Here is a 23051-nt window from a genome sequence, read left to right on the forward strand (position 1 = left end):
CCGCGAGGAATGGACGGGAGAGGGACGGGAGAGAATCGTGCGCCGATCGTTTCCGGAATGGTTCCGGAAAGAAAATCACCAGGGCATGCTCGGGTCAAGGGTCTGACTCGGGGAAGTTGCGTGTATGTGAAAGCGGTTCAGCCGCCTCCTGGAAGGAGGCGGCTGAACCGGATTCCGAAAACTTTCGGTGATGTGACGGAGTGGCCGAAGGTGGCGGGGCGTCAGAGCGCGGCGGCCATCCGCCGTACGGCCTCGGTGAGCACCTCGGGCGAGGTGGCCAGGTTCAGCCGGACGTGCCCGGCCCCGCCGGTGCCGAAGTCCGGGCCGGGGTTGAGGGCGACCCGGCCGCGCTCCAGGAACACCGCGGCCGGGTCGTCGCCCAGGCCGAGGGCGCGGCAGTCCAGCCAGGCGAGGTAGGTGCCCTGGGGCGCGCGGTACCGCACCCCGGGCAGGTGCCGGGCCAGCAGGCCGGCCAGCAACCGGCGGTTCTCGTCCAGCCCGGCCAGCAGGGCGTCGAGCCACTCGCCGCCGTGCCGCAGCGCCGCGCTGTGCGCGATGACGCCCAGGTGGCTGGGCCCGTGGCTGACCTCCTCGGGCATCCGGGCCAGGTCTCCGGCGGCCTCGGGGCCCGCCACCGCCAGCGCCGCCTTCAGCCCGGCCAGGTTCCACGCCTTGGAGGCCGACATCAGGCTGAAGCCGTTCGCGGAGCCGCGCACGCTCAGATAGGGCACGTGCTCCGCCCCGGGCAGCACCAGGGGCGCGTGGATCTCGTCGGCGACGACGCGGATCCCGTACGCCTCCGCCAGTTCGGCCACCCGTTCCAGCTCGGCCCTGGTGTGGACGGTGCCCGTCGGGTTGTGGGGACTGCACAGCAGGTACGCCGCCGGCCGCCCGCCCGCGGTGGCGCGGGCGAACGCGGAGTCGAGCGCGTCGGGGTCCAGCCGGTGGTCCTCGCCCAGGGGCGCCTCGACGATCCGGCGGCCCAGGTGTTCGACGAACGGGTAGAAGGGCGGGTACACGGGCGGGTTGACGACCACCGCGTCGCCGGGACCGGTGACGAGCTTCAGCACCTCCACCACGCCCAGCATCACGTCGGGGACGATCGCGGTGTGCCCCGCCCCGGGGCGCCAGCCCCAGCGCCGTGCCGTGAAGTCGCCCAGCGCGTCGGCGTACTCCTCCCCCACCGGGTAGCCGGTGTCCCCCAGGGCGACCGCCTCGGTGAGCGCCCGCACGACGGGCTCGGCGAGCGGGACGTCCATCTCGGCCACCCACAGGGGCAGCACGTCCTCGGGGTGGGCGCGCCACTTGATGCTGGTGCGCCGCCTGAGATCGTCCAGGGTGAGCCGGCGCAGGGGGTTGGGCACCGCCGTCGGACCGGACCGGGGGGAGTGCGGGAACGCCAAGGGGAACCTCCGTGGATGGTCGTGGGACCACCGTAGGCGGCCGTCCCCCCGCCGCGGCAGCCGGTGGTGGAGGTCTTCGGCGCGGCCGTCACCGGGCCCGGGGCGGCGGGAGGACCGGGACGTGCGGTACGGCCGGAGCCTCCGGCGCGTACGGCCGCGAACGCCGGCGGCGGTCGCCCGGCGGGAGTCCGCCGGCGACCGCCGCCCCGGGCCGGTGCCGGTTCAGCCCGGCCAGCTCCCCGTCACCTTGCGGACGACCACGGCGCCGCCGCGGTCCACCGCCGCCCTGACCACCGAGAAGATCACTCCCTGGATCGCGGCGGCCAGCAGGATCTCGGTCAGCTTCCGGTCCTCGTCACCGGGGTCGGGGGTGTCGTCCTCGTCGCTGATGGCCTTCCACACCTGCTTGAAGGCCGCGCTCGCGACGGCGCCGCTCAGCGCGCCGAGCGCGAGGCCCACCGGCCTGTACAACAGCTTCTTCTTCTTTTTCCTCATGACCGGACCTCTCCTGCCGGGTTCTCCCGGCGCGGCCGTCCGGGCCGCGCCGGGTGTGTCCACGGGTTTTCCGCTTCCCCGTGCGCGGCCCGCCACACGGCGGCGCGTGCGCCGGGCGGCGGGCCGGCCGGCGCCGGGGTCAGCGGGTCACCACGTGCCGCTGGTCGGGGACGCAGTGCGTCATGGTCAGGCCGGACACGTCCCGCGGCGGGTTCTTGCCCAGATTGGCCAGGCGCTCGCGGTCCTCTTCGGTCAGTTGCTGGTCCGGCAGCGGCTCCAGGTGCGTCACGTCCTGCGGGGAGATGCCGAGCCCCTCGCCGACGCGGAGTCCGAGGTCGTTCTCGACGAGCAGCAGGTGCCAGACCATCCGCTCCTGGATGTGCCGGGGGCACTGCGCGAGCTGGTTGGTGAAGTTGGCGACCAGGTCGTCGCGCTCCCAGTCCTCCATCAGCAGGTAGCGCTGCCCGGCCTGCAGGTAGTCGTTGGTCCGGGGGATCCGGCTGCGGGTCAGCCGGCCGCGGATCTCCGGGCCCTGCTCGCCGTGGCCCGGCCCCTCGGCCTCGCGCAGCCCGCCCAGGGTGGAGGGCTCGTAGTTGACGTGCGGGTTCTCGCCCCGGGAGCCGGACTCGTACGCCATCGGCCCGCCGTGCTGGTTGGTGCGCACCGGCGCCTTGGGCCGGTTCACCGGCAACTGGAGGTAGTTGGGGCCGACCCGGTAGCGCTGGGTGTCGCTGTAGGAGAAGGTGCGGCCGACCAGCATCTTGTCGTCGGAGAAGTCGAGGCCGTCGACCAGCACGCCGGTGCCGAAGGCGATCTGCTCGTTCTCCGTGAAGAAGTCGTCCGGCATCCGGTCGAGGACCATGCGGCCCACCGGCTTGGGCGGGAAGTCCTGCTCCGGCCAGGTCTTGGTGTCGTCCAGCGGGTCGAAGTCCAGCTCGGGGTGCTCGTGGTCGTCCATCATCTGCACCAGGAGTTCCCACTCGGGGTAGTCGCCCCGCCCGATCGCCTCGTACAGGTCCTTCGTGGCGTGACCGAGGCTGTGCGCCTGGACGTTGGCGGCGTCCTCCTCGGTCATGCTGCGCACGCCCTGCTTGGGCATCCAGTGGTACTTGACCAGTACGGTGCGGCCCTCGGCGTTGACCCACTTGTAGGTGTTGACGCCGAAGCCCTGCATGTGCCGGTAGTCGGCGGGGATGCCCCGCGGGCTGAAGAGGTTGACGAGCATGTGCATGGACTCGGGCGTCTGCGACATGAAGTCGAAGATCCGCTCGGGCCGTTGCTCGAAGGTCACCGGGTCGGGCTTGAGGGCGTGGATGACGTCGGGGAACTTGATCGCGTCCCGGATGAAGAAGACGCCGAGGTTGTTGCCGACCAGGTCCCAGTTGCCGTCCTCGGTGTAGAACTTCACCGCGAAGCCGCGGGGGTCGCGGGCGGCCTCGGAGGAGTCGCGCCCGCCGATGACCGTCGAGAAGCGGACGGCCACCTCGGTGCGCTTGCCGCGCTCCTGGAACAGCTTGGCGCGGGTGTAGCGGCTGATGGGCTCGTCGCCCCAGGAGCCGTACGCCTCGAAGAACCCGAAGGCCGTCACGCCGCGCGCGTGCACCACGCGTTCGGGGATGCGTTCCCGGTCGAAGTGACTGATCTTCTCCAGGAAGTGGTAGTTCTCCAGCGTCGCCGGTCCCCGGGCGCCGACCGTGCGCTGGTTCTGGTTGTCGTGGACCGGATGCCCCTGCCGGTTGGTGAGCACCGGCCGGTCGTCGTTCCTGGCGGGGTCCGGCTTGGCCGTGTCGGTCACAGTCCTGGCCTCCTTCGAACGGTGGATGCGGGTCCGAGCCCGCCGCACCCGACTGCCTCTACCCCGATCTACGTTATTCGTACCATCACACCACCATGGGATGTTTTGTCCTCCGGTGACGCGAGTGAGTGGTGGGACAGGGGAATCGGGTGAGCCGTGGCCGGGTACGCGCGCCCGCATGGGTGAGGTGCTGGAGGCAGGAGGCTGGGGGCTGCTGGCCGGTTCCGCGCTGCTGGTGGGCGCCGTACTGGGGTACGCGGCGCCGATCCCCCACCGGGTGACCGCGTCGGTGATGGCCTTCGGCGCCGGGGTGCTGCTGTCGGCGGTCTCCTTCGAACTGGTCGCGGAGGCGTACGAGCGGGCGGGGATGCTTCCGGTGGCGGTCGGCACCGTCGGGGGCGCGACCGCCTACACCGCGGGCAACGTCGTCCTGGCCCGCCGCGGGGCGCGGCACCGCAAGCGCTCGGGACACGTGCGCGGCCAGCCGTCGGAGGCCCAGCAGGCGGGGTCCGGACTGGCGCTCGCGCTGGGCGCGCTGCTGGACGGCGTGCCGGAGTCGGCGGTCATCGGGGTGGGCCTGGCCCAGGGCGGCGCGGTCAGCACGGTGACCGTCGCCGCGGTGTTCATCAGCAACGTGCCCGAGGGGCTGTCCAGTTCGGCGGGGATGCGCAGGGCCGGGCGCGGCAAGGGACACGTCTTCGGCCTGTGGGGGTCGATCGCGGCCGCGAGCACGCTGTCGGCCGTGTTCGGCTACGCCGTCGTCGGAGGGCTGTCGGCCACCGTGGTGGCCGTGGTGACGGCGGTCGCCGCGGGCGCCGTCCTGGCCATGGTCGCGGACACGATGATCCCGGAGGCCTTCGAGGAGGCCCACCTGGCCATCGGTCTGATCCTCGTCGCGGGCTTCCTGGTCTCCTTCGCGCTCTCGCGGATGTGAGCCGCGGACGCGGGCCGCGCGGGACCGGCCGGTCCGCGTCCGCCCGGACGGACGCGGACCGGCGGGCGGGCTCAGCGCTCCAGGTCGGAGCGCATGGCCACGAAGAGCTTCCCGGCGTCCGCCACCGTGCTGTCCGGGAACAGGGCCACCGCCGCGGTGCTCTCGTCCGCCCAGCCGCAGATCACGTTGCCGTCCTCGGTGATGGAGGCCAGCAGGCACTCCACCGATCCCCCCAGCGGGCCCGGGTCCACCGGCCGCGCCTCGGGCTGTCCCAGCTCCGGGTCCCATTCGATGTGGTCGAGCATGCCGCGGAAGAGGTGTTCGCGGCGCTCGTTGGTGTCCTCCGGCACGTGGTCGACGCCCTCGAAGCGGATCGGGTCGCCACCGTCGGGCGCGGCGAAGTTGCCGACCACCAGCCGCATGCCGTCGCGCATCTCCCCGGGGTCGGCCGGGACGTCCGTGGCGGCGCCGTCGCCGGTGTGCCTGCGCAGTCCGCCCGCCTCCTCGGCGTCCACCAGGGTCCGCTCGCCGTCCGTCGCGGCGGACGGCGAGGCGGTGCCGGCGGACGGCGAGGGGGGCGGCGGGACCGCCGCGTCCTCCGGCTGGCACCCGGTCGCCGTCGCCGCGGCCAGGACCGCGGCGACGGCGGTCAGGCGCAGCGAACCCCTGGATGTCCGAAACATAGTGGTGTCCCCCCTGTCCGAGGCCGTCCCTGCGACGGCCGCGATCAGGGGACGCGCAGGTGAGCGGGGTCGGTTCCCGCGTTCCGGCCGTCCCTCGCGGAATCCGGTGAGGCTGACCGGAGTTGCGCTGTCCCCGTCGGCCGTTCCGGGGTACGCATGACATGGAGGACAGGACGAGACAGGACGAGGGAGCCGTACCACGGGGGCCTCTCCCGGCGGGCGGCGAGAGGAGACCTTTCCCGTGCTCACCGAGACCGACTCGCACGCTTGGCGGGGGCATGACAGCTCCGGCACCGGCGGTGCGCCCGGGCCGGAACCGGCCGACGGGGTCGGCTGGTGCGCATGGGTCGTCGGCGACTGCTGGCTGTGGTGCCGTCGCACCGGCACGGCGGTGACCTGGCTCGGGCCGGTGATCTCCTGGGGCACCCACGCACCGCTGTACGCGTGCGAGGAGTGCATCCGCCGGCTGGAGGAGCAGGTGCGCACCTCCCCCGCCCACCAGGACTCCGTCTGCTGGCTGTGGTGCCAGCGCGGTGACGTGCCGCTGGTCCGACTCGCGGAGGTCGAGCACCGGGACGGGACGACCGTCTTCTACGCGTGCGAGGAGTGCATCGGCCGGCTCAAGCAGAAGGTGCTGGACCTGGCCATGGACAAGGACACGGCGAAGCGCTAGCGGCACCGGCCCCGCCGGGCCGGTGCCGGTGTCGGTGTCGGTGCCGTGCTCAGGCCGCCGTTCTGCGCACCGCCTCCGCCACCACGGCGCTCAGGTCGCCCGTGTCGTCGAAGACGGCGCGCTGGAGGTCGGCGCCGTTGCCCCTGCGGAACAGTTCCTCCACCCCCTCCTTGACCAGGGCCAGGTCCCCGGCGTCCGAGAGGGCCGGGGCGGCGTGGTCCAGCAGGGCGCGTACGACGGTCTCCGCGGGGGCGGGTTTGAAGGTCACCGGGTGCACCAGTTCGCCGGAGAGCCCGGAACGGCTCGCCCGCCACGCCGCCAGCCGCAGCAGGCCGACGCTGACCGGCGCGGGCGGCTCGCCCGCGCGCCAGGCGCGCGCCGCGGTCTCCACCAGCGCGCGGGCCAGCGCTGCGATCACCACCGTGTCGCGGACGTCGAGGCACACGTCGGCGACCCGTATCTCGACGGTGGGATAGCTGCGCGACAGCCGTGCGTCGAAGTAGATCATCCCCTCGTCCAGCAGCGCCCCGGTCTCGATCATCGATTCGACCCGCTCGTGGTAGCGCTCGGCCGTGCCGAAGGTCTCCACCGGGCCCGCCGACGGCCACCGCCCCCAGACCCGGTTGCGGTAGCTGGCGTAGCCGCTGTCGCCCCCCTGCCAGAACGGCGAGTTGGCGCTCATCGCCACCAGCGGGGAGAGCCACGGCCGGATCCGGTCCAGCACCGCCACCCCCTCCTCGTCGGACTCGACGCTCACATGGACGTGGCACCCGCAGGTGAGCTGCTCCTGCACGGTGAGCCCGTACTCCTGCGCCATCCGCCGGTAGCGGTCGCCGGGACTGAGCGAGGGGTGGACCTCCAGCGGCGAGGTGGCCAGCGCCGCGACCTCCGCGCCGGCCGCCCGGGCCCGCTGCGACGCCGCGCCCCGCCACCGGCGCACCTCCACCGCGAGGTCCACCATCTGCGTCCGGGGACGGGTGCCGGTCTCCACCTGCTCCCGCTGCAGTTCCTTCTCCAGTTCCTCGTCCTCCCCCGCGGAGGCCAGCACGGCCCCCGAGACGGCCCGCGGCTCGCCGCTGTCCGCGTCCACCAGGAGCAGCTCTTCCTCAACGCCCACGCTTCGCATCGCCACAGCCTCCTCAAGGGGTCGTCCGGTCCAGCGGATTCCCCGCCCCGGCCGGGCTACGCCGCCGCCTCCGGCCATCTTGTCGGGCCCGTCCCTCCGGGCGGGGCCCGCGAGCCCGCGAGCCATGGACGGGCCGAACGGGGGAAGGAGGAGGACCGCCGCCGACGCCGGTGTCCGCGCCGGCGGCACCGAGTTCCGTAACGAGGCCAGGGAGGATCGCGTGCGTCTGCGTCACACCCGGCCCGGTGGCCCCGGCTACACCCGCAGGCGTCACGGCCGCGGCTTCCGCTACCTCGACGCCTCGGGACGCCCGCTGCGCGACCCGGCGGAGCTGGAGCGGATCAAGTCCCTGGCCATCCCGCCGGCCTGGAACGACGTGTGGATCTGCCCCCGGCCCAACGGCCACCTCCAGGCCGTGGGCACCGACGCCGCGGGCCGCCGCCAGTACCTGTACCACCCGCAGTTCCGCGCGGAGCAGGAGCAGGCCAAGCACGAGCACGTGCTGGACGTCGCCGAGGCGCTGCCCCGCATCCGCGAGGCCGTCGAGGCCCAGCTCAGCCTGCGCGGGCTGCCCCGGGAACGGGTGCTCGCCACCGCGGTCCGCCTGCTGGACCTGGGCTTCTTCCGCGTCGGCGGCGAGCGCTACGCGGAGCTGAACCACTCCTACGGCCTGACCACCCTGCTGCGCGAGCACACGAGCTGCGGCCGCGGGGAGGTGACCTTCAGCTATCCCGGCAAGCACGGCAGGGAGCTGGTGCGGGCCGTGGCCGACCCCGCGACCTGCCGGGCCGTACGCTCGCTGAAGCGCCGCCGCGGGGGCGGCGAGCGGCTGTTCGCCTACTGGGACCGGCCCGTCTGGCGCGAGGTGACGGGTGAGGAGCTCAACGCCCACCTGAGGGACCTGGGCGGGGTGGACATCACCGCCAAGGACTTCCGCACCTGGCACGCCACCGTGCTGGCCGCCGTCGGCCTGGCCGTCTCGCGGTTCGCCGACCGGAGCAGGACCGCCCGGCGCCGTGCGGTCACCCGCGCCGTGAAGGAGGTCTCCGAGTACCTGGGCAACACCCCGGCGGTGTGCCGCGCCTCGTACATCAACCCGCGGGTCATCGAGCTGTACGAGGAGGGGGTGACCATCGCCCCCGTCCTGGGCCGCCTCGGCGACCAGGGCGCCTTCGGGGTGCCCGCCACCCAGGGGGCCGTCGAGGAGGCCGTGCTGCGGATGCTGCGCACCGGCCGTCCGCCGCGCGCCTGAGGGCCGGTCCGGGAGCCGGGGCCGGGCGCGGGGGGCCGCGGTCGCGCGGTCAGAAGTCCTCGCGCATCTCCCGCAGGACCCGCTCGGTCTCCTGCACCGGGACGGCCTGGGTGACCATGCGGTCGAGGGCCTCCAGGTAGGCGGTGACCTCGGGGCGCTCGTCGATGTAGACGGCGCCGGTCAGGCTCTCGGTGTAGACGACGTCCGGCAGCTCGGGATAGCTGAACCGGAAGAGCTGGAAGGGGCCGAACATGCCGGGGTGCGGTCCGGCGCTGAAGGGCATGATCTGCAGGCTGATGTTCGGCTTGGCGTTCTCCTCGATCAGCCGGTCGATCTGCGCCCTCATCACGGCGGCGTCGCCGACCGGCCGCCGCAGCACCTGCTCGTCCAGCACCATCCACAGGCGCGGCGCCTCGGCCTTGGTGAGGAGCTGCTGCCGTCCCATGCGCAGCGCCACCCGGCGGTCGAGTTCCTCCTCGTCGGCCCCGGGGAAGCCGGTGCGCAGCAGGGCCCGGGCGTAGTCCTCGGTCTGGAGGAGGCCGGGGACGCAGTGGGGCTCATAGGCCCGGATGAGGCTGGCCTCGCTCTCCAGGCTGACGTAGAGGCTGAACCAGTCCGGCAGGACGCTGCGGAAGCGGTGCCACCAGCCGGGTCTGTTGGCCTTCTCCACGAGGGCGAGGAAGGCGTCGATCTCCTCCTTCTCGACGCCGTAGCTCTCCAGCAGCGCCTTGACGTACAGGGGGCGCAGGCCGACCTCGGCCTTCTCCATGCGGCGGACGGTGGAGGTGGTGACGCTCAGCACCCGAGCGGCGTCCTCGAAGGAGAATCCGGCTCTTTCCCGCAGGTCACGCAGCCGCAACCCCAGGACGATCTGTCCCACGGTCGGCGCCGACCGGGACTCGCCCATGGTGTCTCCCTCCCTGCCGCCGTCTCACAGGCAGAGCAGTGTGTCACGGCCTCGGTGCCACAGCCAGGTTGCCAGTTAAATCTTGCAAATTGCAGAACTCTTCTTGCCTTTTGCGTACACCAATGAGCATAGTAGCCGGGTGATCCAGTTCACGACGCGGCCGCACCAGCGTCGATCCGTCCCGGCACGCGGACCATCCTGCTCCACTCGCGGGGTCCGCGCACCCATCGTCCTCCCGTGCCGCGACGCGCTGGATGCAGTGACTGGTCAGCGGGCGTTTCCGAGCGCCGGACTGCCGTACGGGCCCGGTCCCGGGTTCGGATCGGTGCCTCCGTCGCCCACCGGCATACGAAAGGCGAGCCTCTGATGGCTCTTCTCCCCCATTCCGCGCGCATCGCCCCCATGCTCCCCGCCGTGCACCCCCAGCGGCCACGGCACCGGGCGGAGTTCGAAGTGCCCGCCCAGCACTCCTCGGTGAGCGTGGCGCGGCACCTGCTCGTGGAGTGGCTGCGCCGCTGGCACTGCCCCCAGGAGACCATCGACACCGCGCAGCTGGTGATCTCGGAATTCGCCACCAATGCCGTGCTCCACACCGCCAGCGACAGAATCGTGTGCTGTCTGCAGCAGACCGAGCGGCGGCTGCGCATAGAGGTCCGCGACCAGGGCACCGGCACCCTCGGTCTCACGCCGCGTTCGGCGAACACCGACGCCACCAACGGGCGCGGCCTCCAGCTCGTCGACGCCCTCGCCGACTCCTGGGGGGACCGCCCCGCCGGACGGGCGCAGGGGCGGATCGTCTGGGCGGAACTGCGGCTGGACCGCGCCTGAGGCACCCGGCGCCGGCCGCCTCCTCCCCCGCTCCCGTCCGTTCGTCCAGGTCCCCGGCCTTCCGCCCGTGCGGCCTTCCGCCCGCGGGCGCTACTCGGTGACGGGCACGTCCGGCGGCGTGCCGTACCAGACCGTGGTGACGTTGCAGAACTCGCGGATGCCGTGGCCCGACAGCTCCCGGCCGTAACCGGAACGCTTTACTCCGCCGAAGGGCATCGCCGGGTGTGACGCGGTCATGCCGTTGAGGTAGACGCCGCCCGCCTGCAGGTCCCGCACGCAGCGCTCCTGCTCCTCCCGGTCCCGGGTCCAGACGTTGGAGCTCAGGCCGAAGGAGGTGTCGTTGGCCACCTCGATCGCCTGGTCCAGGTCCGCCACCCGGTAGACGGTCGCCACCGGTCCGAAGGTCTCCTCGCGGTGGATGCGCATCCCGGGCGTGATGTCCGCCAGGACCGTCGGCTCGTAGAACCAGCCGGCCGGGTGCTTCGCGGGCCGCCGTCCCCCGCACAGCACGGTGGCGCCGCGGTCGCGGGCGTCCTCGACCAGCTCCTCCAGGTCGGCCCTGCCCCGCTCGCTGGAGAGCGGGCCGACGTCGGTGGAATCGTCCATCGGGTCGCCGACCCTCAGGGCCTTCATGCCGTCCACGAAGAGCCGGGTGAACTCGTCGTACACCTCCCGGTGCACGATGAAGCGCTTGGCCGCGATGCAGGACTGGCCGTTGTTCTGGGTCCGCGCCGTCACCGCGACCTCGGCCGCCCTGGTGACGTCCGCCGAGGGCAGGACGAGGTAGGGGTCGCTGCCGCCCAGCTCCAGGACGGTCTTCTTGATCTCGTCGCCGGCGATCGAGGCCACCGAGCGTCCGGCGGGCTCGCTGCCGGTGAGCGTCGCGGCGGCCACGCGCGGGTCGCGCAGGACGCCCTCGACGGCGCCGGAGCCGATCAGCAGGGTCTGGAAGCAGCCTTCCGGGTATCCCGCGCGGCGGAAGAGGTCCTCCAGGTAGAGCGCGGTCCTCGGCACGTTGGACGCGTGCTTGAGCAGGCCGACGTTGCCCGCCATCAGCGCGGGCGCGGCGAAGCGGATCACCTGCCAGAGGGGGAAGTTCCACGGCATGACCGCCAGGACGGGGCCCAGCGGGCGGTAGCGCACGTACGCGACCGTGCCGCCGCTGTCCTCGACGTCCGCGGGCGAGGGGTGTTCGTCGGCCAGCAGCGCCTCGGCGTGCTCGGCGTACCAGCGCATCGCCTTCACGCACTTGGCGGCCTCGGCGCGGGCCGCGGTGATGGGCTTGCCCATCTCGGTGGTCATGGTGCGGGCGATGTCCTCCTGGTCCTTCTCCAGCAGGTCGGCCGCCCGGCGCAGCAGCTCGGCCCGCCGGCCGAAGCCGGTGGTGCGGTACTCCGCGAAGGTGGTGCGGGCCCGCTCCAGCCGTGTCTCGATCTCCTCCGCGCCCAGGGGTTCGAAAGTCTGCAGCGTCTCCCCGGTCGCCGGGTTGATGGTCGCGATGGGCATGGGGTTCCTCCTCGGGAAGCGGTGGAGGCGGCGCGGCCTGCGGCCGACGGCCCGTGGGTCCGCGACCCGCGTACCCGTGCGCGGCGGTCTCAGTCGGCGAACGGCGCGCCCCGGTGGGGAGGCGGGTCCTGCCCGGGGCGCGCCGTGGCGGAGGGGGTGCCGGCCGGAGGTCAGCGCCGGGAGCCGCGGGGGCCGTTCCCGGCGGTCCCGGCGGCCACCGTCCCGCCGTCGCCGCTCGCGTCACCGCCGTCGCCGCCCGTGCCCGTGCCCGCGCCGAGCTGCGCCCCGGTGGCCTCCAGGGCGGTGGTGACCGGCTGGAAGAAGGTCTCGCCGCCCCGGGTGCAGTCGCCGCTGCCGCCGGACGTCAGTCCCACCGCCGCGTCGCCGGAGAACATCGCGCCGCCGCTGTCGCCCGGCTCGGCGCACACGTCGGTCTGGATCAGGCCGTTGACGATGTCGCCGTTGCCGTAGTTCACCGTGGCGTCCAGACCGGTCACCGTGCCCTCGCCGACACCGGTGGTGCTGCCGCTGCGCTGCACCCGCATGCCGACGCCCGCCTCGGCGACCCGGGTGATCTCCCGGGTGGCGCCGTCCTTGAGGTCGACCGTGCCGGGGGCCGGGGCGGCGGGGTCGTCGTAGACGACCAGCGCGAAGTCGCCCACGGGGAACTGCGACCCCACGACGGTGCCCAGCGGTTGCGCGCCGGCGGCGTCGGCCGTCCAGGTCTGCGAGGCGTTGCCGCAGTGGCCGGCGGAGCAGTCCGTCGTGGGTGAACGCGGCCGGCCCCTGCCAGGACGGCCCGTTCGCGTGACCGGCGAAGGCGTGGTCCCCCGGCCTGAGCCTCTCCACGGCGACGGTGTGGCCGTTTGCGCCCTTCCCCAGGGCCACGTCGTGCCGCCCCTTCGCGCTCGGGGGATCAAGGTGGCTGCACGGCATCACGCTCGGTGGTCGCCCATACGGAGTGACTGTCCGCCTCTGCACCCGGTGACGGGAGGGGAGCGGAATTCCGCGCGGTGTGAACGCTTCACCCCACCGCGGCGGCCCCCGGGGGACGCGTACGGCCTCCGCCCCGCCGCCGGGCGCCCTCCCACGGGCCGCGACGGCGGGCCGCGGCGTCCGGGACGTCCCGGGCGGCGGCGCGGAGGGAGGCCTCAGGGCCCGGCGGAACGTTCCCCGCGGCCGGTCATCGCTGGGCGAGCCGCAGCCGCACCTCCACCTCCTGGTCACCGGAGATCCGGGGTTCGGCCGTCACGTCGTAGAAGCCGGCCAGCGCGTCCTTGACCTGGCGCACCGCGTCGGGGCTGCCGCTGAGGTCGGCTTCCGTCGGCTCGTTCAGGTCCAGGGTGCACTCCACGTCACCGTGTGTGCTGACATCGACCGTCCCCACCCAGAACCGCCGCTTCTCCGCGCCGTCCGCCCCGGCCCGGTCCTGGCCGTTCCCCAATTGGGGCGACCGCGGGAACGCGGACCTCAGCACGGCGAAGACGGCCGCGGCGTTCGAGGCGGTGCAGTTGGGGAGCTCGACCTCGACGAGGTTGGCGCTCTCTTCCATCCGTTCAGTGCTCATGGTCCCTCCTGTACCCCGGCGCGAGCGATGGTCACAGTCCGGAACGGTCCGTGCGGGTGCCGGCGGAGCCCGGAGCGCCGTCCGGCCCGGTGGCCGGACCGAACAAGGCCCACGAACCAGACGAGACACCCCGTACAGAACATCAGCGCCCCGGTACCGGGTACCGGGACAACCGGACGGCGCGGGCGGACGGCGTCCCCGTCCGTCCCCGTCGCCCGGGTCCGGTGAACGGGCCCGACGTCCGAGTCCGACGAACGAGGAGGATCCCGATGGCCCGGAAAGTCCGCGAGGTCATGACGGCCGACCCGGTCACCACCTCCCCGCAGACCACCCTGAACGAGGTCGCGCGCCTGATGCGGGACCGCGACATCGGCGACGTCCTGATCGTCGAGGGTGACGAGCTGCGCGGCATGGTGACCGACCGCGACCTGGTGGTGCGCGGCATGGCCGAGAACAGCGGCGGGGACACCGCCGTGCGGGAGGTCTGCAGCGACACCCTGGTGACCGCCTCCCCCGACGACGAGATCACCCGGGCGGCGCAGCTCATGCGCGAGCACGCCGTACGGCGGCTGCCGGTCGTGGACCACGGCCACCCGGTCGGCGTGCTGAGCATCGGCGACCTGGCGGTGGAGCGCGACCCCGATTCGGTGCTCGCCGACATCAGCGCCGGCGCACCCAACCGCTGACCGCGCCCCCTCCCCTCCGCACCCTGCGTACGGTCCCGCCCCGTGCCCCGCCCCGCCCGGTGGCGGGGCGGGGGGCTCCGCGTCCGGAGCCGGTACGGGTCCGGCCGCGGTCCACCGCCGCGAGCCGCTCACCGCACCGCCGCCCGCAGGATCTCCGCCTCCCTCTCCGGGCTCAGGCCGACCCGGGGACGGTCAGGGCGCCGAGGCGGCTCGCCGCCCAGGCCGCGCAGCCAGGCCCAGGTGTCGGCCACCGTCCGCGCGACGGGGCGGCAGCGCAGCCCCGCGGCGACGGCCCGGGAGACGTCCGCCCGGTGCAGGGCGTCGTGCAGTTCGCCCGGCGGGGTCCAGACCGGCAGGTCCGTCCACGGCTCCACCCCGGCGGCGAGGATCGTCTCCGGGGCGGTCCAGCGCAGTTCGGCGCCGGATCCGGTGACGCGCACGCAGTTCTCCAGCAGCCCGGCCATGGTGGTGTGGCCGGACGGGCTCACCAGGTTGTACGGGCCGCCCAGCCCGCGCTCGGCGGCGTCCAGCGTCCAGGAGGCGAGGTCGCGGACGTCCACGTACTGCAGGGGCAGGTCGCGGGGGCCGGGCGCCAGGACCTCGCCGCCCCGGGCGATGCGCAGCAGCCACCACGGCAGCCGTCCGATGTTCTCGTAGGGGCCGATGATCAGCCCCGCCCGTACCAGCAGCGCCCGGTCCCCGAAGGCCGCGAGGGCGGCCAGTTCCCCTCCCCGTTTGGCCCGGGCGTAGTCCACGTCGCCGTCGTCGGGAGAGGCGTCGACCAGCGGGCCGTCCTCGTCCAGGCCCGCCGGGGGCGGGTAGGCGTACACCGAGCGGCTGGAGACGTAGACGTAGCGCTCCGTCCGCGGCGCCAGCAGTTCGGCGGCGGAGCGGACGGCGGACGGCGCCCCGCTCCAGGTGTCGATCACGACGTCCCACGCGCCACCGGCCGCCGCCCGTTCCAGGGCGGCCAGTCCGCCGTCGCCCGTGCGGTCGCCCAGCAGCGCGGTGACGCCGGGCGGCGGTGCGTGCCGCCCCCGGTGGAAGACGGTCACCCGCCGGCCGCGGGCCAGCGCCTCCTCGACGACCGCACGGCCGACGAACTCCGTTCCGCCCAGTACCAGAATCCTCATGGGGTGACTCTGCACGCCGCACCGGCGCGGCGGAACGGCTCCCTGCCCTCGGCGAATTCGCCCAGGGCCGAACCGTGCCGGGGGCCGGACCGGCGGGCCGGACGCGCCGACGGCGCGCCGCGGAGGCTTCCGCGGCGCGCCGTCACCGGAACTTCCGGACCCGTACGGGGATCGTCACCTCACGCGCCCGTACCGCACGTTCTTGGTCCAGATCTTCTCTTTCCGCACGGTCTTCCCCGGCTTCGGGGAGTGCCAGATCCGCCCGTCACCGGCGTAGATGCCCACGTGGTAGACGTTGCCGCCGGAGTGGAAGAACACCAGGTCGCCCTTCTTGCGCGACGTGGCGGAGATCTTCTTGGAGCGGTTGTACTGGGCCGCCGCGGTGCGCGGCAGCTTCTTGCCCGCCTTCTTGTACGAGTACTGGGTGAGCCCCGAGCAGTCGAAGCGGCGCGGGCCGGCGGCACCGTACTGGTAGGGCGCCCCCTTCTTGGAGGCCGCGACCTTGAGCGCCTTGCCGGCGGGGGTGAGCGCCTCGGCCTCGGGGGTGGCGGCCGGAACCAGCGCCGTTCCCGCCAGCGTCGCGGCGGTGACGGCGGAGGTGACGGCGGCCCGGGACATGAGTCCGGGTATACGTGCGTACGCGGACATGAGCTAACCCTTCGTCATCCGCCTGCGAAAGATGACCTGTCGGGTTCGGGCTGGCGAAGTGGCCCGGCCACATACGTGGCTTCACCCCAAGGGCCGCGTCGTGCGCGGCCCGGTCGTGCTGGGTCTCCCGCTCCTGCCGAATTCCTCGTGATGTGTGTCCGGCCCGTGCGGCGGCAGGATTCGGCGTCCGCCCGGACCGCCCCGCCCGGTGGCGAGGACTTGTCGTTCCCTACGGATACTGCGTCAAGAAGGGCTGCGATTGGGAATTCTGATGACTTATGTGAAGTTATTCACTCCTGTTCCGTCCGGAGTATCCGGCCATGTCCCCGGTCGGGCCGCTCCGTTCCGAAACGGCCGCTGAGCAGCGGTTGTTGGACGCGCTTCCCGAGCGTACCGACGCGGCGGACGCCCCTTCGGCGTACTGCGCGGGCCGGCACGATCAGCCCAGATGGCCGCCCCCGTGTCGGGTGACCGCGGAGGGGCGGCGGGCGCGTACGGGGCGGACCACCGGCTCCGGACAGAGGGCGGCACGGCGCGCGGTGCCGCACGAAGCGGACTCCACGGACAGGAAATCACCTTCCTTTGGTAAGAGGTGCGTCACCTTCGGTGTCCACCCCTCACACCCCTCCCAACCTCCCGCTACGGTCATCCCTTCACGAAGCACACATGGGGGGACGCATGTCCCGGGACGACCAGCAACCGCCGCAGCAGCCGCCAACACCGCAAGGGGGACAGCCGGCGCCCCCGCCGGTGCCACGGGTCCGGCCGGGCTGGGCGCGCAAGCGCATCGCCCTCCCGGTCGCCGGCGCCGTGTTCCTCTTCGGGGTCGGCGTCGGCGCGGCGGGGGCGGCGAGCCGGAGGCGGAGGCCGGCGCGAAGCCCGCACCGACGGTCACGGTGACGAAGACGGCGAAGCCGAAGGCCGCGAAGCCGGAGGCGCCCGCCGGGGAGGGCGAGGACGAGGCCCCGGACGGCGAGGCGGTGTTCAAGGTGTGGGGTCCGCGCCGGCCGGTGTGGAGATCACCTATGGCAGCGACGGGGAGAACCTCGACGGCGACGGCCTTCCCCTGACGGAGACGCCGGGCGTCAAGGAGGACGCCCTGTAGTACCAGGTGACGGCCCAGTTGCAGGGCGGCGGGGACATCCGGTGCTCGGTCACCGTCGAGGGCAGGACGAAGACGGGACGCGCCCGCGGCGACTACAACATCTGCAGCGCGCAACTGAACTCCGACTTCCTGGGCGGCTTCGGCCAGGCCGTGCGCGAAGCGGCCTTCCGGCCGGGCCGGCGCCGGGGCCTCCCGCCTGAGAGGGGGATTCCGGCGCCGGTCCGTACGCGCCCCGCCGGCGCTCCGGGGCTACCGGATCTGCATCCCCGAGATGCTGCGGGCGATGACCAGCCGCTGGATCTCACTGGTGCCCTCGAAGATCGTGTAGACCGCCGCGTCCCGGTGCATCCGCTCCACCGGGTACTCCCGGGTGAAGCCGTTGCCGCCGAGGATCTGCATCGCCTGGGCCGTGACGGCCTTCGCCGTCTCCCCGGCGAACAGCTTGGACATCGAGCCCTCGGCGGCCTCGAAGGTCTTGCCCGCCGCCGCCATCCACGAGGCCCGCCACACCAGCAGGCGGGCGGCGTCGATGCGGGTGCGCATGTCGGCGAGCTGGAAGGCGACGCCCTGGTTGTCGATGATCGGGCGGCCGAACTGCACGCGGGTCCTGGCGTACTCCAGGGCGGTCTCGTACGCGGCGCGGGCGATGCCGACGGCCTGGGCGCCCACGGCCGGACGGGACGCCTCGAAGGTGGCCATCGCGGCGTTCCGCACGCGCTCGCCGCCCTTCCCGGCGCGTTCGCGGGCACGGGCCAGGCGCTCGTCGAGCTTCTCCTTGCCGCCCAGCAGGCAGTGGCCGGGTACGCGGACGTCGTCCAGCACCACCTCGGCGGTGTGGGAGGCGCGGATGCCGTGCTTCTTGAACTTCTGCCCCTGGGACAGGCCGGGGGTGTTCGGCGGGACGACGAAGGAGGCGTGTCCCTTGGCGCCGAGCTCGGGGTCGACGACGGCGACGACGACGTGGACGCCTGCGATGCCGCCGTTGGTCACCCAGGTCTTGGTGCCGTTGATCACCCACTCGTCCTTGGCCTCGTCGTAGACCGCGCGGGTGCGCATCGCCGAGACGTCCGATCCGGCGTCCGGCTCGGAGGAGCAGAAGGCGGCGACCTTCACGTCGTTCTCGTCGCCGTACATCTGCGGGATCCAGGTGCCGATCTGCTCCTCGGTGCCGTTGGCGAGCACGCCGACGGCGGCCAGGGCGGTGCCGACGATGGACAGGCCGATGCCCGCGTCGCCCCAGAACAGCTCCTCCATGACCACGGGAATGCCCAGGCCGGTGGGGTCGAAGTACTGCTGGGCGTAGAAGTCGAGCGAGTAGAGGCCGATCTTGGCCGCCTCCTGGATGATGGGCCAGGGGGTCTCCTCGCGCTCGTCCCACTCCGCGGCGGCGGGCCGCATGACGTCGGCCGCGAAGCCGTGGACCCAGTCCCGCACGGCCTTCTGGTCCTCGTTGAGGTCGAGTGCGAACTCCGCCATGGAAGCCCTCCATCCGTTGTTACTGGGGGTAACGTGAATATGTTACCGGTCAGTGTGGTGTCAACCTCCGGCATCCGCCCCGCCCCGTGCCGCGCCGCGGGTGTTACGTTGCGCGGAGGCCGCAGCGAGGCGTCACGGACGGGGAGGCCAGGGCAATGGGCACCACACAACGGGAGGAGCAGCGCAGCGCGACGGAGCGCCGCCGCAGGGAACTGCTGGAGGCCGCCGAGCGCGTGGTGCTGCGCGACGGTCCCGGGGCCTCGATGAACGCCATCGCCGCCGAGGCCGGGATCACCAAGCCCATCCTCTACCGGCACTTCGGCGACAAGGGCGGGCTGTACCGGGCCCTGGCCGTACGGCACACCGACGCCCTGGTGGACTCCCTGCGGGCCGCGCTGGACGCCCCCACCGATCGGCGCGAGCGCGTGGAGGCCGCCCTGGACACGTACCTGGCCGCCATCGAGGCCCGCCCGCAGGTCTACCGCTTCCTGATGCACCCCGCCGAGGACCCCGGCGGCGACCGCGGCTTCGACGTCGGGCAGCACTCGGCCCCCCTGCTGCGGCGGCTCGGCGAGGAGCTGGCCACGGTGATCGCCGAACGCGTCGACCTCGGCCCCGGGGGCGAGGAGCGGGCCCGGGTGTGGGGGCACGGCATCGTCGGCATGATGCACGCGGCCGGCGACTGGTGGCTGCGCGAGCGGCCCTGCCCCCGGGAGAGGCTGGTGCGGCACCTGGCGGACCTGCTGTGGGGCGGCCTCGCCACGGCGGACGACCGGGCGGGCGGTCCCGGCTTCTGAGCGCCGGGGCACCGGCGGCGCCCGGCGGCGTCCCGGTGCCCCGGCGCGGCGGGCTACCCGCCCGCCGACCACGGCGCCCGGCGCACCGCGCGCAGCGCCCGGCGGCGCCTCAGCCCCGTGAGGCGGTCGGTGTACACCTCCCCGCCGAGGTGGTCGCACTCGTGCTGGAGACAGCGGGCGAAGAAGCCGGTGCCCTCGATCCGCACCGGCGCCCCGGTCCTGTCGTACCCCTCCACCACGGCGCGGTCGTGGCGCGGCACGGCCGCCTCCAGGCCGGGCAGCGACAGGCAGCTCTCCGGGCCGCGCACGGTGACGCCGCCGGTCTCCACCAGGCGCGGGTTGACCACGTGTCCGAGGTGGCGGCGGTCCTCGTCGTCGGGGCAGTCGTAGACGAACACCCGCAGGCCGACGCCGATCTGGTTGGCCGCCAGGCCCACGCCGTCCGCGGCGTACATCGACGCGAACAGGTCCTCCACCAGCCGTGCCAGCGCCGCGTCGAACGACGTGACCTCCGCGCACGGCGCGCGCAGGACCGGGTCGCCCAACAGCCGCAGGGGGTGGACAGAACCGGAACTTCCGGGAATCGTGCCGCGGTTCATGGAGGTCAGCCTATGCCGTGGTGATCATCCCGGGTGGCGGGATTCGGGACCGGAAGCGGACCTCGGTAGGCTGATGCCCGATCCAGGGGCAAGGAGGAACAAGGACGATGGCAGGCAACACGGAGCCGTTGCCGCCGCGGGCCAAACTGGCCGTGACGGCGGGCAAGGCCGCAGCGGCGGTGTCACGGGCCGCGGGTCGCGGCAGCGGATCGGTGATCGGCGGGCGGGTGGCACTCAAACTCGACCCCGACCTGCTGGCACGGCTCGCGCAGAACCTGGACGTCGTCCTGGTGTCTGCGACCAACGGCAAGACCACCACCACACGACTGATCGCCGAGGCCCTGCGGGCCGTCGGCCCGGTCGTCTCCAACGCGCTGGGCGCCAACATGCCCGCGGGCATCACCGCCGCGCTCGCCGGGGGCGGCGACGCCCGCTACGGCGTCATCGAGGTCGACGAGAAGTACCTGCCGGCGGTCGCCCGCGACGTGACGCCGAAGGCCATCGCCCTGCTCAACCTCTCCCGCGACCAGCTCGACCGCGCCGCCGAGACGCGGATGCTGGCCGAGAAGTGGCGCGAGGGCCTGTCCGGCTCCAAGGCCGTGATCGTGGCCAACGCCGACGACCCGCTGGTGGTGTGGGCGGCCTCCTCCTCGCCCAACGTGGTGTGGGTGGCCGCCGGGCAGGAGTGGAAGGACGACGCCTGGTCCTGCCCGGCCTGCGGCGGCGTGATGCAGCGCCCCGGCGACGACTGGTTCTGCGGGGAGTGCGGCTTCCGCCGTCCCACCCCGAGCTGGGCGCTGTCGGGCGACCACGTCCTGGACCCGCACGGCTCGGCCTGGCCCATCCGGCTCCAGCTTCCCGGCCGCGCCAACAAGGCCAACGCCACCACCTCGGCGGCCGTCGCCGCCGCCTTCGGCGTCCCGCCCCAGGTGGCGCTGGAGCGGATGTACTCGGTGACCGCGGTGGCGGGCCGCTACGACGTGGTGTCCTACCAGGGCCGCGAGATCCGGCTGCTGCTGGCGAAGAACCCCGCGGGCTGGCTGGAGACCTTCTCGCTGATCGACACCCCGCCCGCGCCCGTCATCCTGTCCGTCAACGCACGCAGCGCGGACGGCACCGACACCTCCTGGCTGTGGGACGTGGACTACTCCCGGCTGGCCGGGCACCCCATCTGCGTGATCGGTGACCGCAAGCTGGACCTGGCGGTCCGCCTGGAGGTCGCGGGGGTCGACTTCCAGGTGTGCGAGAACGTCTCCGAGGCCGTACGGCAGTGCCCGCCCGGCCGGATCGAGGCGATCGCCAACTACACCGCGTTCCAGGACCTGCGCCGCGTCGTCGGCAACTGATCACGAGCCCTTTGACAACACGGCCGAACACACGGCGAGGATGGCGAGCATGAACGAGAGCGGTCTGCGCGTGGTGTGGGTCTACCCGGACCTGCTGAGCACCTACGGCGACCAGGGCAACGTGCTGGTGGTGGAGCGGCGCGCGCGGCAGCGCGGGCTGGCGGTGCAGCGGATCGACGTCCGTTCCGACCAGCCGATCCCCACCTCCGGGGACATCTACCTGATCGGCGGCGGCGAGGACCGGCCGCAGCGGCTGGCCGCCGAGCGGCTGCTGCGCGACGGCGGGCTGACGCGGGCCGTGGACAACGGCGCGATCGTCTTCTCCGTCTGCGCCGGCTACCAGATCCTGGGCCACGAGTTCATCAACGACCTGGGGCAGCGCCAGCCGGGGCTCGGCCTGCTGGACGTGACCAGCGCCCGCGGCGAGGGCGAGCGGTGCGTCGGCGACGTGCTGGCCGACATCGACGAGCGGCTGGGACTGCCGCAGCTCACCGGGTTCGAGAACCACCAGGGCGTCACGCACCTGGGTCCGACGGCGCGGCCGCTGGCCCGGGTGCGGCTGGGCAGGGGCAACGGGACCGGCGACGGCACCGAGGGCGCCTGGAACGAGACCGTCTTCGGCACCTACATGCACGGACCGGTGCTGGCCCGCAACCCGCAGATCGCCGATCTGCTGCTCAAGCTGGCCCTGGACGTGAACGCGCTGCCGCCGGTGGACGACCGGTGGTACGAGGCGCTGCGCGCCGAGCGGATCGCGGCGGCCACGCAGCCCGCCTGAGGCGTCCCGCCGTCCGGCCACCCCGCCCGGGGATCCGGGCGGGGTCGGCTCTACCCTGGTTCGAGCGGGCAGGTACGAACCGGGAGAGTTACGGATGGACCACGACGGACACGGCACGATGGCGGACCTCCCGCCGTTCACCCTCGGACGTGGTCTGGAGTTCTCCGGCGAGCCGTTCTTCCTGGTGAGCTGCCTGCTCGCGCTGGCGCTCTACGGCTGGGGGGTCCTGCGGCTGCGGCGGCGCGGCGACGCCTGGCCGGCGGGCCGCACGGTCGCCTTCGCGCTGGGCGTGCTGACGGTCGCGCTGGTGATGTGCACCGGGCTGAACGACTACGGCATGGTGCTGTTCAGCGTCCACATGGTGCAGCACATGGTGATCAGCATGCTGTCGCCGATCCTGGTGCTGCTGGGCGCCCCGGTGACGCTGGCGCTGCGGGCGCTCCCGGCCGCCGGACGCGGGCACAGGGGCCCGCGCGAACTGCTGGTGGCCCTGCTGCACAGCCGCTACATGCGGGTGATCACGCATCCGGGGTTCACCATCCCGATGTTCATCGCGAGCCTGTACGCGCTGTACTTCACACCGCTGTTCGACTTCCTGATGGGCTCGCAGGCCGGGCACACCGCGATGATGGTGCACTTCCTGGCGGTGGGCCTGGTCTTCTTCTGGCCGATCATGGGGGTGGACCCGGGCCCGAACCGTCCCGGCTACGTGATGCGGATGCTGGAGCTGTTCGCCGGCATGCCCTTCCACGCGTTCTTCGGCATCGCGCTGATGATGGCCGCCGAGCCGATGGTGGAGACGTACGCGCACCCGCCCGCCTCGCTCGGGGTCAGCGCGCTGTCCGACCAGCACGCGGCGGGCGGCATCGCCTGGGCGTTCAGCGAGATTCCGTCGGTCATCGTGCTGATTGCCCTGGTCTTCCAGTGGTACTTCTCCGAACAACGACAGGCTCGGCGGAACGACCGGACCGCCGACCGCGACGGCGACCGCGAACTGACCGCCTACAACGCCTATCTGGCGTCGCTCCAGTCCCGCGACCGGTAGCGCGGGGCCGCGGGCCGGGCGGGCAGGGGCGGCCGGCCGCGACGGGCGGCCCGGCACCGGTCCCCCGACGGCAGGAGGGTGCGAGCGATGACGGACACGGCGAAGGCCATGACGGTGACCACCATGGCCGCTCTGGTGCTGGTGACCGCCTACTCCGTGGCACTGGGCGGCAACGGATGGCTGTGGTTCGCCTGGGTGGTCCTGGGCATGGTGACCCTGGGCATGGTGACGGCGCGGGAGCGCTGACCGGGCCGGGCGGGGCGGGGCCG

At 73.2% G+C, this 23051-nt stretch carries 22 protein-coding genes, 1 pseudogene and 1 riboswitch; of the genes and pseudogenes, 10 read left to right on the plus strand and 13 right to left on the minus strand.

Annotation, left to right across the window (positions count from 1 at the left end; genetic code table 11):
• Window positions 1-221: 221 nt before the first annotated feature.
• From VE546_RS20780 to VE546_RS20790, 3 genes are all read right to left on the minus strand, one after another.
• A complete protein-coding gene (locus tag VE546_RS20780) occupies window positions 222-1403 on the minus strand; it encodes a MalY/PatB family protein (RefSeq protein ID WP_414720537.1) in 1182 nt (393 codons plus the stop codon).
• Window positions 1404-1625: 222 nt separating this feature from the next.
• Window positions 1626-1898: a DUF4235 domain-containing protein gene (locus VE546_RS20785; RefSeq protein ID WP_324924563.1), complete on the minus strand. Its 273-nt coding sequence runs from the start codon at window positions 1896-1898 to the stop codon at window positions 1626-1628.
• A 139-nt stretch (window positions 1899-2037) separates the two neighbouring features.
• Window positions 2038-3693 carry a catalase gene (locus tag VE546_RS20790; protein ID WP_324924565.1) on the minus strand — a complete coding sequence of 552 codons (1656 nt, stop codon included), beginning with the start codon at window positions 3691-3693 and terminating at the stop codon, window positions 2038-2040.
• A gap of 178 nt (window positions 3694-3871) precedes the next feature.
• Here VE546_RS20790 and VE546_RS20795 point away from each other — a divergent pair, with 178 nt between their 5' ends.
• Entirely contained in the window at window positions 3872-4627 is a 756-nt protein-coding gene (locus VE546_RS20795; RefSeq protein ID WP_324924567.1) for a ZIP family zinc transporter, read from the plus strand.
• A 71-nt stretch (window positions 4628-4698) separates the two neighbouring features.
• On the opposite strand, the gene VE546_RS20800 is transcribed toward VE546_RS20795, so the two are convergent.
• Window positions 4699-5310 (minus strand): hypothetical protein, encoded by a 612-nt coding sequence (locus tag VE546_RS20800; RefSeq protein WP_324924569.1) that lies wholly within the window; start codon window positions 5308-5310, stop codon window positions 4699-4701.
• A gap of 241 nt (window positions 5311-5551) precedes the next feature.
• Here VE546_RS20800 and VE546_RS20805 point away from each other — a divergent pair, with 241 nt between their 5' ends.
• The gene (locus VE546_RS20805) at window positions 5552-5983 is read left to right on the plus strand and encodes a hypothetical protein (protein ID WP_324924571.1); all 432 of its coding nucleotides are present in this window, start codon (window positions 5552-5554) and stop codon (window positions 5981-5983) included.
• Between the two features lie 49 nt (window positions 5984-6032).
• On the opposite strand, the gene VE546_RS20810 is transcribed toward VE546_RS20805, so the two are convergent.
• Window positions 6033-7109: a glutamate--cysteine ligase gene (locus tag VE546_RS20810; protein ID WP_324924573.1), complete on the minus strand. Its 1077-nt coding sequence runs from the start codon at window positions 7107-7109 to the stop codon at window positions 6033-6035.
• 220 nt (window positions 7110-7329) lie between these two features.
• On the opposite strand from VE546_RS20810, the gene VE546_RS20815 reads away from it, so the two are divergent.
• Complete coding sequence (locus VE546_RS20815) at window positions 7330-8361, plus strand: DNA topoisomerase IB (protein ID WP_324924575.1); 1032 nt, start codon at window positions 7330-7332, stop codon at window positions 8359-8361.
• 49 nt (window positions 8362-8410) lie between these two features.
• On the opposite strand, the gene VE546_RS20820 is transcribed toward VE546_RS20815, so the two are convergent.
• Window positions 8411-9268 (minus strand): helix-turn-helix transcriptional regulator, encoded by an 858-nt coding sequence (locus VE546_RS20820; protein WP_324924577.1) that lies wholly within the window; start codon window positions 9266-9268, stop codon window positions 8411-8413.
• A 366-nt stretch (window positions 9269-9634) separates the two neighbouring features.
• Here VE546_RS20820 and VE546_RS20825 point away from each other — a divergent pair, with 366 nt between their 5' ends.
• Window positions 9635-10096, plus strand: a complete 462-nt coding sequence (locus VE546_RS20825) for an ATP-binding protein (protein ID WP_324924579.1) — start codon at window positions 9635-9637, stop codon at window positions 10094-10096.
• Between the two features lie 90 nt (window positions 10097-10186).
• On the opposite strand, the gene VE546_RS20830 is transcribed toward VE546_RS20825, so the two are convergent.
• The 3 genes and pseudogenes from VE546_RS20830 to VE546_RS20840 all read right to left on the minus strand — a co-directional run bounded on the left by VE546_RS20830 (window position 10187) and on the right by VE546_RS20840 (window position 13169).
• Window positions 10187-11602, minus strand: a complete 1416-nt coding sequence (locus tag VE546_RS20830) for an NADP-dependent succinic semialdehyde dehydrogenase (RefSeq protein ID WP_324924581.1) — start codon at window positions 11600-11602, stop codon at window positions 10187-10189.
• A gap of 170 nt (window positions 11603-11772) precedes the next feature.
• Window positions 11773-12444, minus strand: a pseudogene (locus VE546_RS20835) (S1 family peptidase); the annotation flags it as partial.
• Between the two features lie 341 nt (window positions 12445-12785).
• Window positions 12786-13169, minus strand: coding sequence for a hypothetical protein (locus VE546_RS20840; RefSeq protein WP_324924583.1), 384 nt, complete (start codon window positions 13167-13169; stop codon window positions 12786-12788).
• A 269-nt stretch (window positions 13170-13438) separates the two neighbouring features.
• On the opposite strand from VE546_RS20840, the gene VE546_RS20845 reads away from it, so the two are divergent.
• Window positions 13439-13855 carry a CBS domain-containing protein gene (locus tag VE546_RS20845; protein WP_324924585.1) on the plus strand — a complete coding sequence of 139 codons (417 nt, stop codon included), beginning with the start codon at window positions 13439-13441 and terminating at the stop codon, window positions 13853-13855.
• 128 nt (window positions 13856-13983) lie between these two features.
• Here VE546_RS20845 and VE546_RS20850 read toward each other — a convergent pair whose 3' ends face one another.
• The 3 genes from VE546_RS20850 to VE546_RS20860 all read right to left on the minus strand — a co-directional run bounded on the left by VE546_RS20850 (window position 13984) and on the right by VE546_RS20860 (window position 18217).
• Complete coding sequence (locus VE546_RS20850; protein WP_324924587.1) at window positions 13984-14988, minus strand: NAD-dependent epimerase/dehydratase family protein; 1005 nt, start codon at window positions 14986-14988, stop codon at window positions 13984-13986.
• 174 nt (window positions 14989-15162) lie between these two features.
• Window positions 15163-15636, minus strand: coding sequence for a C40 family peptidase (locus tag VE546_RS20855; protein WP_324924590.1), 474 nt, complete (start codon window positions 15634-15636; stop codon window positions 15163-15165).
• A 4-nt stretch (window positions 15637-15640) separates the two neighbouring features.
• Window positions 15641-15794: riboswitch (cyclic di-AMP (ydaO/yuaA leader) on the minus strand.
• Window positions 15795-16990: 1196 nt separating this feature from the next.
• Window positions 16991-18217, minus strand: coding sequence for an acyl-CoA dehydrogenase family protein (locus VE546_RS20860; protein WP_324924592.1), 1227 nt, complete (start codon window positions 18215-18217; stop codon window positions 16991-16993).
• Between the two features lie 155 nt (window positions 18218-18372).
• Here VE546_RS20860 and VE546_RS20865 point away from each other — a divergent pair, with 155 nt between their 5' ends.
• Complete coding sequence (locus VE546_RS20865; protein ID WP_324924594.1) at window positions 18373-19014, plus strand: TetR family transcriptional regulator; 642 nt, start codon at window positions 18373-18375, stop codon at window positions 19012-19014.
• Window positions 19015-19067: 53 nt separating this feature from the next.
• Here VE546_RS20865 and def read toward each other — a convergent pair whose 3' ends face one another.
• A complete protein-coding gene (gene def / locus VE546_RS20870) occupies window positions 19068-19613 on the minus strand; it encodes a peptide deformylase (protein ID WP_324924596.1) in 546 nt (181 codons plus the stop codon).
• A gap of 107 nt (window positions 19614-19720) precedes the next feature.
• Between def and VE546_RS20875 the strand changes: the two genes are divergently transcribed.
• From VE546_RS20875 to VE546_RS20890, 4 genes are all read left to right on the plus strand, one after another.
• A complete protein-coding gene (locus tag VE546_RS20875) occupies window positions 19721-20959 on the plus strand; it encodes a MurT ligase domain-containing protein (RefSeq protein ID WP_324924598.1) in 1239 nt (412 codons plus the stop codon).
• A gap of 49 nt (window positions 20960-21008) precedes the next feature.
• On the plus strand, window positions 21009-21737 hold the full coding sequence (locus VE546_RS20880) for a glutamine amidotransferase (protein WP_324924600.1): 729 nt from the start codon (window positions 21009-21011) through the stop codon (window positions 21735-21737).
• Between the two features lie 94 nt (window positions 21738-21831).
• Window positions 21832-22782 (plus strand): cytochrome c oxidase assembly protein, encoded by a 951-nt coding sequence (locus VE546_RS20885; RefSeq protein ID WP_324924602.1) that lies wholly within the window; start codon window positions 21832-21834, stop codon window positions 22780-22782.
• Between the two features lie 87 nt (window positions 22783-22869).
• Window positions 22870-23028 carry a hypothetical protein gene (locus tag VE546_RS20890; RefSeq protein WP_324924604.1) on the plus strand — a complete coding sequence of 53 codons (159 nt, stop codon included), beginning with the start codon at window positions 22870-22872 and terminating at the stop codon, window positions 23026-23028.
• Window positions 23029-23051 lie beyond the last annotated feature (23 nt).

Source organism: Streptomyces sp. (assembly GCF_035644915.1).
Classification (GTDB): Bacteria; Actinomycetota; Actinomycetes; order Streptomycetales; family Streptomycetaceae; genus Streptomyces.